Genomic DNA, 13,148 nt, shown 5'->3' with positions numbered 1-13,148 from the left:
ATGCGCGTCAGGTGCCGGCAAGCATCGCAACGGGCACCGGCGCAGCTACGAGAAATATGGGGCGAACTGGCATTCATTGCGGCCCAATATAACGCGCCTCAAAGCGCTTGTACAGCCTTAAGCACGTCGTCCACGTGACCGGGTACCTTGATGCCGCGCCATGCCTGGCGAAGCACGCCGTCGGCGTCGATCAGGAACGTCGAACGCTCGATTCCGCGCACTTCCTTGCCATACATTTTCTTCATCTTGATGACATCGAACAGCGCGCACAGCGCTTCGTCGGCATCGGAAATCAGCGGGAACGGCAGCTCGAGCTTTGCCTTGAAGTTGTCATGCGAGCGCAGGCTGTCGCGCGACACGCCGATCACTTCGGCGCCGGCCTTCTTGAACTTCGGATAGAGATCGCGGAACTGCAGGCCTTCGGTCGTGCAGCCCGGCGTGTTGTCCTTCGGATAGAAATACAGAACGAGCTTCTTGCCCTTCAGGTCGGACAGCGAAATGTCGCCGCCCGTGGCAGCTGCGGTGAAATCGGGAACTTGACGGTCAACTTCGACGGACACGTGTTTCTCCTGTTGTTATGGAAAGGCGCCGCTCGGGCGGCGCGGTTCGGCGGGGGGCGCCGCGGCGGCATGCCGCAAGGGCAGGGCAGGCGGCGCGCCGGCGCGCGCGAACTCCGAACTCAGTCGGGCTGGACGATCAGTTCGCCGGAGCGGCCGGGGATTTCGCCCCACGCGACAGGGTACGATGGCAGCGAGTCGCGGTCCAGCGTCGCGTGGTAGTCGCCCATCGTCGCAAACGTATGGCCCTGCGCACGCCAGCCGGCGAGCAGTTGCTCGAACACCGGCGCGAGCTTCTGGCCTTCCAGCTCCGCATGCAGCGTGAACACCTGGTCGTGCGGATTGGTTTCGGTGAACTTCAGGATGTGCGTGGCGACGTTGTGCGTGTCGATGCCGTCGATGCCGAGCACTTCGTCGAGCGTCGGCAGCGTGGTGGGCATCTGCACGTGCGACAGCGTGCGGCCGCCGACCACGGGCAGGTACGGCGAATGGCCGCGGCCGTCGGATGCATAGCGCATCCCCCATGCGTCGATCTGCTCGAACGCGGCGTCGTTCATCTGCCAGCCGGCCGCGCCGTGCGTGACGGGCGGCGCACCGAAAATGTCGACGAAGCGCGCGTGGCTCTTCTGCATTTCACGCGTGGTCCACGCGCGATCTTGCACGCGCACGTTGTCCTGCCAGTACACGTGATCCCACGTATGGATCCCGCATTCGAAGCCGGCCTCGTGGATCGCGCGCATGTCGGCAAGCGCGCGGCGGCCGATGTCGGGGCCCGGCAGCAGCACGCCGTACATCAGCTGCTTCACGCCGTAATGCTCGACCACCGACGTGCGCGACACCTTCTTCAGGAAGCCGGGGCGGAACACGCGCCGCAGCGCCCAGCCCGTGTGATCGGGCCCGAGGCTGAAGAGGAAGGTCGCGCGCGCATTGAAGCGGTCGAAGATGCGCGCGAGGTTCGGCACGCCTTCGCGCGTGCCGCGCAGCGTGTCGACGTCGATCTTGAGGACGATACGAGCCAAGCGAGCGTCCCGTCAGTTCTGCTGTTCGACGAGTGCGCGCGCGTCGGCGACATGGCCGCGATACGCTTCGAAGATCTTGCGCAGCGCGTCGTCGAACGTCGATTGCGGCGCCCACGCGAGCTCCTGCATCGTGTTGTCGATCTTCGGCACGCGGTTCTGCACGTCCTGGTAGCCGTTGCCGTAGTACGCACCCGACGTCGTTTCGACGAGCTGCACCTGCTTCGCGGAACCGGCGTATTCCGGGTATTCGGCGGCCAGTTCGAGCATCTTGTGCGCGAGCTCGCGAACCGAGTAGTTATTCTTCGGATTCCCGATGTTGTAGATCTTGCCCGACGCGATGCCGTTCTTGTTGTCGATGATCTTCATCAGCGCGCTGATGCCGTCGTCGATGTCGGTGAACGCGCGCTTCTGCGAGCCGCCGTCGACGAGGCTGATGTTCTCGCCGCGCACGATGTGGCCGAGGAACTGCGTGACGACGCGCGAGCTGCCTTCCTTCGGCGTGTAGATCGAGTCGAGGCCCGGGCCGATCCAGTTGAACGGACGGAACAGCGTGAAGTTCAGGCCTTCCATCCCGTAACCCCAGATCACGCGGTCCATCAGCTGCTTCGAGCACGCGTAGATCCAGCGCGGCTTGTTGATCGGGCCGTAGGTGAGCGCCGAGGCGTCCGGGTCGAACTGCTCGTCCGAGCACATGCCGTAGACCTCGGAGGTCGACGGGAACACGAGGTGCTTGCCGTACTTGACGGCCGAACGCACGATCGGCAGGTTCGCCTCGAAGTCGAGCTCGAACACGCGCAGCGGCTGCTGGACGTACGTGGCCGGCGTGGCGATCGCGACGAGCGGCAGGATCACGTCGCACTTCTTCACGTGATACTCGACCCACTCCTTGTTGATCGTGATGTCGCCTTCGAAGAAGTGCATCCGCTCGTGGTTGACGAGGTCGCCCAGCCGATCGGTCTGCATGTCCATGCCGAACACTTCCCAATCGGTGGTTTCAAGAATGCGCTTCGACAGGTGATGGCCGATGAAGCCGTTCACACCCAGGATCAGGACTTTTTTTGCTTTCATGAATGACGGGAAGAATGAATAAACTGCGCGAATTCCGCGGGCGTCACGACGGTTTCGCTGCCGTCGCGCTGCTGCCACAGCTCGAGAATGGATAGGGCGCGGCTGTCGCCGCAGACGCCGAATAGCGCATTATCGCTTACGTGCAGGCCGGGCGGCAAATCTGCCGCGGCCGCGGCGATCGTGCTGCCGGGCGCCGCGAGCCGCGCACGGGCGACCACGAAACGCGTGCCGCCGACGTCGGTGAACGCGCCGGGATACGGGGGCGCGACCGCGCGCACCAGGTTGTAGACCTGCGCGGCCGGCTTCGACCAGTCGATGCGGCCGTCCTCCGGCTTGCGGCCGCCGTAGTAGCTGCCGCTCGCGAGGTCGTTCGGCAGGTGCGGCGCCTCGCCCGCGAGCAGCGCGGGCAGCACGCGCCAGAGCGTCTGCTCGGCGGCCACCGTGACCTTGTCGAACACCTGCGCGGCCGTGTCGTCCGGCAGGATCGGCACGGCGGTCTGGCCGATGATCGCGCCGGCGTCCGGCTTCGCGGCCATCTCGTGCAGCGTCGCGCCGGTTTCCGTCTCGCCGTTCAGCACGGCCCAGTTGGTCGGAACCCGACCCCGGTATTTCGGCAGCAGCGAACCGTGCATGTTGAACGCGCCGCGCGGTGCGATCGCGAGCAGGTCGACCGGCAGCATGTGGCGGTAGTAGAACGAGAAGATGAAGTCCGGCTGCGCGTCGGACACCGCGCGGCGCAGCGCCGGGTCGGCGGGGTCGGCCGGCGTGACGACCGGGATCCCGTGCTCGGCGGCAACCGATGCGACGCTGCCGAACCAGATGTTCTCGTTCGGGTTGTCTTCGTGCGTGACGACGAGCGCGACGTCGACGCCGCGCGCCAGCAGCACCTGCAGGCAGCGCACGCCGACGTTGTGATACGCGAAGACGACCGCGCGCGGCTTCATTGCGCGGCTCCGGTGCGGTTCGCGGCGGCCGGCACCGGCGGCACGCCCTCGTGCTGCTCGAGCACGGCCTGGATCAGGTAGCGCGGCCGCGCGCGCACCTGCTGGTAGATGCGGCCGACGTATTCGCCGAGCAGGCCGAGCGCGAAGATGATCACGCCGAGCAGGAAGAACGTGATCGCGAACAGCGTGAACACGCCTTGCACTTCCGCGCCGACGATGAAGCGGCGCACCAGCAGCAGCACGAACAGCGCGGCGGAGCCGAGCGACAGGATCACGCCGATGAACGACAGCCACTGCAGCGGCACGACCGAGAAGCCGGTCACGAGGTCGAAGTTCAGCCGGATCAGGCTGTACAGCGAGTACTTCGACTCGCCGGCGAAGCGTTCCTCGTGCGCGACCTCGATTTCGGTCGGCTTCTGCGCGAACGTGTACGCGAGCGCCGGGATGAACGTGTTGACTTCGCCGCACACGTTGATCGTGTCGATGATGCGGCGGCTGTAGGCGCGCAGCATGCAGCCCTGGTCGGTCATCTTGATGCGCGTGATGCGCTCGCGCAGCCGGTTCATCATCTGCGACGCCTTGCGCCGCCACAGGCTGTCCTGGCGCTGCTTGCGGATCGAGCCGACGTAGTCGTAGCCTTCGCGCATCTTCGCGATCAGCTTGCCGATTTCCTCGGGCGGGTTCTGCAGGTCGGCGTCGAGCGTGATCACGATCTCGCCGCGCGACTGCGCGAAGCCGGCGAGGATCGCCATGTGCTGGCCGTAGTTGCCGTTGAGCAGCACGACGCGCGTCGTGTCGGGGCGCACGTGGAACTGGTCCGCCAGCATCGCGGCCGAGCGGTCGCGGCTGCCGTCGTTGATCAGGATCACTTCGTACGACGTGCCGAGTGCGTCGAGTGCCGGGTACAGCCGCGCGAACAGCGCAGCCAGGCCGTCTTCCTCGTTGTACACGGGGATGATGACCGATACCTCCGGGTTCGCGGCGCCCGGGTGCCCGACGCGTGCTTCAAGGTGATTCATGTACGCTTATTTTCCGTATTGTTCGCAAATCTGATTGACGGCGTCGGCCACGCGACGCACGTCGTCTTCCGTCATCTGCGTGAAGAGCGGCAGCGTGACGGTCGAGGCGCCGTACCGTTCGGCGTGGGGGAACATGCCCTCCTTGAAGCCGCGCGCACGATACAGCGTGAAAAGATGGATGGCCGGATAGTGCACGCCCGTGCCGATGCCGCGCTCCTTCATCTGCGCCATGAAATCGGCGCGCGAGATCGACAGCCGGTCGAGCGGCAGCGTGACCTGGAACATGTGCCAGTTGCTGTTCTCGAAATCGGCGACGGGCAGCCCGAGCCCGAGCTTCACGGCGGCGCCGTTGTCGAGCGCGGCGAAATACGCGCGGGCGAGCGTGCGGCGCTGCGCGGTGAAGCGGTCGAGGTGCGGCAACTGGCCGAGGCCGACGCGCGCGGCGACGTCGGTCAGGTTGTACTTGCCGCCGAGCACGTCGCAGTCCATCCCGTCGAAGCCGGTGCGCGTGATGCCCTGCAGCCGGTACTTCTGCGCGAGCGTCGCTTCGTCCTCGTTGTTCAGCACGAGCGCGCCGCCTTCGATCGTCGTCAGGTTCTTGTTCGCGTGGAAGCTGAACGACACGATGTCGCCGATCGCGCCGATGCGCTTGCCTTTCCATGTCGAGCCGAGCGCCTGTGCGGCATCCTCGATCACGCGCAGGTTGTGCGCGCGGGCGATCGCGTACAGGCGGTCCATGTCGACCGGCAGGCCGGCCAGGTAGACCGGGATGATCGCCTTCGTGCGCGGCGTGATCGCCTGCTCGAGCTTGTCGAGGTCGATGTTGCGCGTGACGGGGTCGATGTCGGCGAACACCGGCGTCGCGCCGGTCTCGAGGATCACGTTGCTGGTCGACACCCACGACGCCGGCGTCGTGATGACTTCGTCGCCGGGGCCGACGCCCGCGATGCGCAGGCCGATCTCGAGCGTGCACGTGCCGGAGTTGAATGCACGGACCGGACGGCCGCCGCAATACTCGGACAGCGCGGCTTCGAACTTCTGGCTCTGCGGGCCGGTGGTGATCCAGCCCGAACGCAGCACGTCGACGACGCCCTGGATGGTTTCCTCATCGATCTCGGGGCGGGTGAACGGCAGAAACGGAGCGGTAGTCTGGCTCATGAACGCGTGTTTGGCCTGTAATGGCTGGTAATAAAGGGTCGGGCGATCCGGCCCGAAACCGGCATTAAACACCGGTTGGCGGATTCGTACCGTGATTTTTTGTAGGCGGACACTTAATGCCGGCCCGGCCGCCCGGGCCGGCCGGCCTCGGTCAGCTGCGTGCGAGCACGAGCACGCCGATCAGGATGATGCCGATGCCGATGAGCCGCTGGACCGACAGCACTTCGCCGAACAGGTACCAGGCGGCGAACGCGTTGACCACGTAGCCGAGCGACAGCATCGGGTACGCGATCGACACGTCGACCCGCGACAGCCCGAGGATCCAGACGACGACGCTCAGCACATAGCAGGCGAGGCCGCCGATGATCGGCAGCTGGGTCGCGATCTTGAACCCGACCGGGATGATGTTCGCACGGCTGAATTCGAAGTGTCCAACGGCGTTGACGCCGGCTTTCAGCAGAAGTTGCGCACAGGCGTTGAGCATCACGCCGGTGATGATGCAGACGAGCGAAACGGGATTCATGCGGTGAACGTCCTTACGATTGCGGTTTCTCGACGATCACGCGGCGGTTGTCGCGCGCGATCACGCGCATCGGCACGCCTTGCTTGACCAGCGTGTCGTACTGGCCGGGCGGCATGATCGCGAGCGCGCGGGTTTCCTGTTTCCAGCGTTCGATCCATTGGTCGACGGTCGGGATCCACTTGTTCGGCTCGACGGAGATCCCGAACGCGAGCTCGTCCTGGCGCTGGACCATGATCGTCGTGTGGCCCATATAGAACGGGAACGTGTGATCGAGCATCTCGATCGAGTAGAACGGCGTGTCGGGCGGCAGCTTCGCGAGTTCGGCCCGCACCGTGGGCGCGAGAAGCGCGCCGGAGCTGTAGCGGCCGAATTCGTCGTGACCGGTGCCGCCGATCGTGCCGAACGCGAGCCAGGCCGCGCCGAACGCAGTGATCGCGGCCGCCACGCCCACGCGGCGGTTCAGCCAGGCGGCGCCGAGCGTGAGCGCGCCCGCGACGGCGAGGCCCGCGTACAGCCACATCTGGAACGCGCGGTACAGCGCGTTCGGCGTGCGGGCGTCGCCCTGGTACGCGAGCGCGATGATCCCCAGCGCCGCGGCGGCGAAGAACACCAGGTAGCCGAGCAGGTGGCGGCGGAACCGCTCGGCGCTCATCAGCGGCAGGTACGCGCCGATGATCAGCGCGAGCGCCGGCGCGACCGGCAGCACGTACGAGATCAGCTTCGAATGCGACGCGCTGAAGAACAGGAAGATGAACGCGCTCCAGATCAGCAGCACGAGCATCGGCGAGAAGCCGTTCGGCTGGCGCGGCATGCGCAGCGCATGGCGGATGCTCTGCCACGCGACCGACAGCCACGGCAGGAAGCCGACGAGCAGCACCGGCACGAAATAGTAGAGCGGGCCCGGGCGGTTCTGTTCGGGGGTCAGGTAGCGGCGGAACTGCTGGACGATGAAGAAGAAGTTGAAGAACTCCGGGTTGCGCTGCTGGACCAGCACGAACCACGGCGTGACGATCGCGAAGAAGATCACGAGGCCGCTCACCAGGTACAGCCGCTTCCACAGCGCCCAGTCGCGCGCGATCAGCGTATAGAGCACCAGCACGGCGCCGGGCAGGATCAGGCCGACGAGGCCCTTGGACAGCACCGCGAACGCCATCGCGGCCCAGCACGCCCACATCCAGCCGCGCGCCGCGCCCGCGCGCAGCCCGGGGCGCTGCGCGAGCAGCAGCGAGCAGAGCGACAGCGCCATCCAGAACGCGAGCCCCATGTCGAGCGCGTTGAAGTGGCCCATCAGGTTCCAGTACGGCGAGCACGCGAGCACCACGGCCGCGAGGAAGCCGGACAGCGGATTGAACAGGCGCGCGCCGGTGAAGCAGACCAGCAGCACGCCGGCAAAGCTGACGAGGCCCGTGTAGAGGCGCGCCTGCCATTCGCCGATGCCGAACCACGCGAACGTGAGCGCGTTCAGCCAGGTCTGCAGCGGCGGCTTCTCGAAGTACTTGTAGCCGTTGTAGCGCGGCGTGATCCAGTCGCCGGTGACGAACATTTCGCGGGCCATCTCCGCGTAGCGGCCTTCGTCGCTCGGGATCAGGTGGCGCAGCCCGAGCGGCGCGAACCAGACGATCGCGAGCGCGACGAGCAGGAGGACGAGCGTGATGCGATTGAGCGGTAGCCTCGACGGCGTATCGTTCATGGATTTTCAGCCTGTTGGTTGTTGTGAGAGCCGCCGGCGGGTTGCGCCGGGGCGGGCGGCCTGCCGGTTATCGAGCCGGTTATCGAACCGAGTCGCGATCCGGGGATCGACCCGGTGTGCCGGCCCGAGTTTTACCGCATCGGGGATTAACGTTCAATTAAGAGCGCGGCGGCGACTTTGCGGCCCTCGGCCATCAGGATGTTGTAAGTGCGGCACGCGGCCTGGAAATCCATCGTCTCGACGCCGATCCGCTTGGCCGTGAGCGCGGCCACGAGCCGCGGGTGCGGGAAGCGCAGCCGCGCGCCGCTGCCGAAGATCACGAGCTCGGGTGCCGGGTCGAGCAGCATCGCGAAATGCTCGGGCGCCAGCGCGTCGAACGCCGACACGGGCCAGTCCCGCACCGGGGCGCCGGGCAGCACGATGACGCTTCGTTCGTGGCGTTGGAGGTTGACGTCGACATAATCGGGGCCGTAGCCGGTGACGGTGTTGAGCGCGCCGCTCGTGTCCTGGTGCAGTTTCAAATCGGTATTCCGCGGTTCCGTAAGGGGAATGTCTGGCCGGGCCCGCACGGGCCCGGGCGGCCGGTTTCGCGACCGGCGCGCGCGGGACGCCCGACGGCGCGGGCCCGCAGCGGCCATGGTGCATTGCGAAAGTCGGCCAAAATCCGCTAAATTATAACTTTTTGGTCGCCTCAGGGCGCCACTTGCGTCGTGCGTCGCCACAAGCCGCGTCCGACCGCCCGCTTTTTCCCAGTCTAGACAGCGCGCACAGACCGGCCGCTCTCCAGTTTTGATCCCCGTCCCCCGGCCGCAAGGCCAACCCAGGAACCGTGTCGTCGTGAAACCGATTCAGAAGTCGAACAAGCTGCTCAACGTCTGCTACGACATCCGTGGCCCGGTGCTCGAGCACGCGAAGCGCCTCGAGGAAGAAGGCCACCGCATCATCAAGCTGAACATCGGCAACCTCGCGCCGTTCGGGTTCGACGCGCCGGACGAGATCATCCAGGACATGATCCGCAACCTGCCGGCGTCGTCCGGCTATTCGGATTCGAAGGGCGTGTTCTCGGCACGCAAGGCCGTGATGCACTACACGCAGCAAAAGGGCGTCGTGGGCGTCGGCCTCGACGACATCTACATCGGCAACGGCGCGTCCGAGCTGATCGTGATGGCGACCCAGGCGCTGCTGAACGACGGCGACGAAGTGCTGCTGCCGGCGCCCGACTACCCGCTGTGGACGGCCGCCGTGAGCCTGTCGGGCGGCACGCCCGTGCATTACGTGTGCGACGAGCAGAACGCATGGATGCCCGACCTCGACGACATCCGCCGCAAGATCACGCCGAACACCAAGGCGATCGTCGTGATCAACCCGAACAACCCGACCGGCGCGCTTTATTCCGACGAATTGCTGCTCGAGCTGCTCGCGATCGCGCGCGAGTACGGGCTGATCGTGTTCGCCGACGAGGTCTACGACAAGATCGTCTATGACGGCCTCGAGCACACCGCGCTCGGTTCGCTGTCGGAAGACGTGATCACCGTCACGTTCAACAGCCTGTCGAAGAGCTATCGCTCGTGCGGCTACCGCGCGGGCTGGATGGCCGTGTCGGGCCTCGGCGGCGACAACCGCCGGCGCGCGAAGGATTATCTGGAAGGGCTCGGGATCCTGTCGTCGATGCGTCTGTGCGCGAACGTGCCCGGCCAGTTCGCGATCCAGACCGCGCTCGGCGGCTACCAGAGCATCAACGAGCTGATCGTGCCGAGCGGGCGCCTGTACAAGCAGCGCGAACTCGCGTACGACATGCTCACGTCGATTCCCGGCGTGACCTGCGTGAAGCCGCAGGCCGCGCTGTACATGTTCCCGCGCCTCGATCCGAAGCTCTATCCGATCCAGAACGACCAGCAATTCATCCTCGACCTGTTGCTCGAGGAGCGGGTGCTGCTCGTGCAAGGCACGGGCTTCAACTGGGCGGCGCCGGATCACTTCCGCGTGGTCTTCCTGCCGAACCTCGACGACCTGACCGATTCGATCAACCGGATCGCGCGCTTCCTCGACGGCTACCGCAAGCGCCATTCGGTCTGAGCGGACAGGGTCACCGGCATTCAAACTCATTCTTACTCATCGATCACACGCAGCATGGAACCGATCAAAGTTGGCCTGTTGGGCTTCGGCACCGTCGGCAGCGGCACCTTCACGGTGCTGCACCGCAACCAGGAAGAAATCAAACGACGCGCGGGGCGCGGCATCGAGGTCGCGCGCATTGCCGTGCGCAACCCGGCCAAGGCGCAGGCGGCGCTCGGTGCGCACGCCGGCACCGCGCAGATCACCGACGATTTCAACGCGGTCGTCGACGATCCGTCGATCTCGATCATCGCCGAGATGATCGGCGGCACGGGCATCGCACGCGAGCTCGTGCTGCGCGCGATCGCGAACGGCAAGCACGTCGTGACGGCGAACAAGGCGCTGCTCGCGGTGCACGGCACCGAGATCTTCGAGGCCGCGCGCGAGAAGGGCGTGATGGTCGCGTTCGAGGCGGCCGTCGCCGGCGGCATCCCGATCATCAAGGCGCTGCGCGAAGGCCTGACCGCCAACCGCATCCAGTACATCGCCGGCATCATCAACGGCACGACGAACTACATCCTGTCGGAAATGCGCGACCGCGGCCTCGACTTCGCGACCGCGCTGAAGGCCGCGCAGGAGCTTGGCTACGCGGAAGCCGATCCGACCTTCGACATCGAGGGCGTCGACGCCGCGCACAAGGCGACCATCATGAGCGCGATCGCGTTCGGCGTGCCGGTCCAGTTCGACCGCGCGTACGTCGAAGGCATCAGCAAGCTCGACGCGACCGATATCCGCTACGCGGAAGAGCTCGGCTACCGGATCAAGCTGCTCGGCATCGCGCGCCGCGCCGAAAACGGCATCGAGCTGCGCGTGCACCCGACACTGATCCCGGAAAAGCGCCTGCTCGCGAACGTCGAAGGCGCGATGAACGCGGTCGTCGTGCATGGCGACGCAGTGGGCACCACGCTGTACTACGGCAAGGGCGCGGGCGCGGAGCCGACCGCGTCGGCGGTCGTCGCGGATCTCGTCGACGTCACGCGCCTGCACACGGCCGACCCCGAGCATCGCGTGCCGCATCTCGCGTTCCAGCCGGACAGCCTGTCGAACACGCCGATCCTGCCGATCGAGGAAGTCACGAGCGGCTACTACCTGCGCCTGCGCGTGGCCGACCAGACCGGCGTGCTCGCCGCCATCACGCGCATCCTCGCCGAATCGGGCATCTCGATCGACGCGCTGCTGCAGAAGGAGTCGGAGCAGATCGACGACGCGAACGGCGAAACCGACATCATCCTGATCACGCACGTGACGGTCGAGAAGCACGTGAACGCGGCGATCGCGCAGATCGAGAGCCTCGCGACGGTGGTGTCGAAGGTGACGAAGCTGCGCATGGAAGCGCTGAACTGAGGACCAGGAACGACATGAACTACATCTCCACGCGCGGCGCCGGCATCGGCGAGCGCCACACGTTCTCCGACATCCTGCTCGGCGGCCTCGCGAAGGACGGCGGGCTCTACCTGCCGGCCGAGTATCCGAAGGTGTCGGCCGACGAACTCGCGCGCTGGCGTGCGCTGCCGTACGCGGATCTCGCGTTCGAGATCCTGTCGAAGTTCTGCGACGACGTGCCGGCCGACGACCTGCGCACGATCACGCGCCGCACGTACACGGCTGCCGTGTACAGCAACACGCGCCACGGCGAGAACGCGTCCGACATTACGCCGCTGAAGACGCTCGGCACCGAGAACGGCGCGCCGCTGTCGCTGCTCGAACTGTCGAACGGGCCGACGCTCGCGTTCAAGGACATGGCGATGCAGTTGCTCGGCAACCTGTTCGAGTACACGCTCGCGAAGCACGGCGAAGCGCTGAACATTCTCGGCGCGACGTCGGGCGACACGGGCAGCGCGGCCGAATACGCGATGCGCGGCAAGGCCGGCGTGCGCGTGTTCATGCTGTCGCCGCACAAGAAGATGAGCGCGTTCCAGACGGCCCAGATGTTCAGCCTGCAGGATCCGAACATCTTCAACCTCGCGGTCGAAGGCGTGTTCGACGATTGCCAGGACATCGTGAAGGCCGTGTCCAACGATCACGCGTTCAAGGCGCAGCAGAAGATCGGCACGGTCAACTCGATCAACTGGGCACGCGTCGTCGCGCAGGTCGTGTACTACTTCAAGGGCTATTTCGCGGCGACCACGTCGAACGACGAGCGCGTGTCGTTCACGGTGCCGTCGGGCAACTTCGGCAACGTCTGCGCGGGCCACATCGCGCGGATGATGGGCCTGCCGATCGCGAAGCTCGTGGTCGCGACCAACGAGAACGACGTGCTCGACGAGTTCTTCCGCACCGGCGCCTATCGCGTGCGCAGCGCCGAGAACACGTATCACACCAGCAGCCCGAGCATGGACATCTCGAAGGCGTCGAACTTCGAGCGCTTCGTGTTCGACCTGCTCGGCCGCGATCCCGCGCGCGTGATGCAGCTGTTCCGCGACGTCGAGGAGAAGGGCGGTTTCGATCTCGCGGCGAGCGGCGATTTCGCGCGCGTGGCCGAGTTCGGCTTCGTGTCGGGCCGCAGCAGCCACACCGACCGGATCGCGACGATCCGCGACGTGTTCTCGCGCTACGACACGATGATCGATACGCATACGGCCGACGGCGTGAAGGTCGCGCGCGAGCATCTGGATGCGGGCGTGCCGATGGTCGTGCTCGAGACGGCGCAGCCGATCAAGTTCGGCGAGACGATCCGCGAAGCGCTCGATCGTGAAGCCGAGCGGCCGGCCGCATTCGACGGGCTCGAGGCGCTGCCGCAGCGTTTCGAGGTCGTGAAGGCCGACGCGCAACAGGTGAAGGACTTCATCGTCGCGCATACGGGCGCCTGACGTCGCGCCGCAACGCCGGGCTGCCGGGTGGCACACCCGGCGGCGCAGCACGGCCGGAATGCCGATTCGTCGCACGAGTCGGGGTTCCGGCCGTTTCGTTTGGTTCGCTTGTTTCGTTTGTTTGGTCTGGTCAGGCAGCGCTAAACAAGTGCCAGGTGGGCGCGTTCGCGCCGATCACAGTTTCCGCATGTCGGCCATATCGCGCGTGGGCGCGACGGCGTCGCTACAATGACGTATTGACTCCA

At 66.1% G+C, this 13,148-nt stretch carries 12 protein-coding genes; 3 read left to right on the top strand and 9 right to left on the bottom strand.

Annotation, left to right across the window (positions count from 1 at the left end; translation table 11 throughout):
- Nucleotides 1-98: 98 nt before the first annotated feature.
- From C7H84_RS11450 to C7H84_RS11410, 9 genes are all read right to left on the bottom strand, one after another.
- Nucleotides 99-560: a peroxiredoxin gene (locus C7H84_RS11450; protein ID WP_121858923.1), complete on the bottom strand. Its 462-nt coding sequence runs from the start codon at nt 558-560 to the stop codon at nt 99-101.
- A 119-nt stretch (nt 561-679) separates the two neighbouring features.
- Nucleotides 680-1,576: a polysaccharide deacetylase family protein gene (locus tag C7H84_RS11445; RefSeq protein WP_121858922.1), complete on the bottom strand. Its 897-nt coding sequence runs from the start codon at nt 1,574-1,576 to the stop codon at nt 680-682.
- Between the two features lie 12 nt (nt 1,577-1,588).
- Nucleotides 1,589-2,644, bottom strand: a complete 1,056-nt coding sequence (locus C7H84_RS11440; protein WP_121858921.1) for a bifunctional UDP-4-keto-pentose/UDP-xylose synthase — start codon at nt 2,642-2,644, stop codon at nt 1,589-1,591.
- On the bottom strand, nt 2,641-3,588 hold the full coding sequence (locus C7H84_RS11435) for a formyltransferase (protein ID WP_121858920.1): 948 nt from the start codon (nt 3,586-3,588) through the stop codon (nt 2,641-2,643). Before C7H84_RS11435 ends, C7H84_RS11440 begins: the two co-directional genes overlap by 4 nt.
- On the bottom strand, nt 3,585-4,607 hold the full coding sequence (locus C7H84_RS11430; protein WP_121858919.1) for a glycosyltransferase: 1,023 nt from the start codon (nt 4,605-4,607) through the stop codon (nt 3,585-3,587). The genes C7H84_RS11435 and C7H84_RS11430 overlap by 4 nt, the downstream gene beginning before the upstream one ends.
- 6 nt (nt 4,608-4,613) lie before the next feature.
- A complete protein-coding gene (locus C7H84_RS11425) occupies nt 4,614-5,765 on the bottom strand; it encodes a DegT/DnrJ/EryC1/StrS aminotransferase family protein (protein ID WP_121858918.1) in 1,152 nt (383 codons plus the stop codon).
- 151 nt (nt 5,766-5,916) lie between these two features.
- Nucleotides 5,917-6,288: an SMR family transporter gene (locus tag C7H84_RS11420; RefSeq protein WP_121858917.1), complete on the bottom strand. Its 372-nt coding sequence runs from the start codon at nt 6,286-6,288 to the stop codon at nt 5,917-5,919.
- Between the two features lie 13 nt (nt 6,289-6,301).
- Nucleotides 6,302-7,978 carry a glycosyltransferase family 39 protein gene (locus tag C7H84_RS11415; RefSeq protein ID WP_121858916.1) on the bottom strand — a complete coding sequence of 559 codons (1,677 nt, stop codon included), beginning with the start codon at nt 7,976-7,978 and terminating at the stop codon, nt 6,302-6,304.
- Between the two features lie 146 nt (nt 7,979-8,124).
- Nucleotides 8,125-8,499: an Mth938-like domain-containing protein gene (locus tag C7H84_RS11410; protein WP_121858915.1), complete on the bottom strand. Its 375-nt coding sequence runs from the start codon at nt 8,497-8,499 to the stop codon at nt 8,125-8,127.
- A 316-nt stretch (nt 8,500-8,815) separates the two neighbouring features.
- Between C7H84_RS11410 and C7H84_RS11405 the strand changes: the two genes are divergently transcribed.
- The 3 genes from C7H84_RS11405 to thrC are packed head-to-tail and all read left to right on the top strand — an operon-like array spanning nt 8,816 to nt 12,903.
- Nucleotides 8,816-10,054 (top strand): pyridoxal phosphate-dependent aminotransferase, encoded by a 1,239-nt coding sequence (locus C7H84_RS11405; protein WP_121858914.1) that lies wholly within the window; start codon nt 8,816-8,818, stop codon nt 10,052-10,054.
- Between the two features lie 54 nt (nt 10,055-10,108).
- On the top strand, nt 10,109-11,437 hold the full coding sequence (locus C7H84_RS11400; RefSeq protein ID WP_121858913.1) for a homoserine dehydrogenase: 1,329 nt from the start codon (nt 10,109-10,111) through the stop codon (nt 11,435-11,437).
- 14 nt (nt 11,438-11,451) lie between these two features.
- On the top strand, nt 11,452-12,903 hold the full coding sequence (thrC, locus tag C7H84_RS11395) for a threonine synthase (RefSeq protein ID WP_121858912.1): 1,452 nt from the start codon (nt 11,452-11,454) through the stop codon (nt 12,901-12,903).
- Nucleotides 12,904-13,148: the final 245 nt, after the last annotated feature.

Origin of the sequence: Burkholderia sp. Nafp2/4-1b (genome assembly GCF_003635165.1) — a bacterium.
Classification (GTDB): Bacteria; Pseudomonadota; Gammaproteobacteria; order Burkholderiales; family Burkholderiaceae; genus Burkholderia.
Note: the sequence above shows the minus strand (reverse complement) of the source record. Positions and strands in the feature narration are given on the sequence as shown.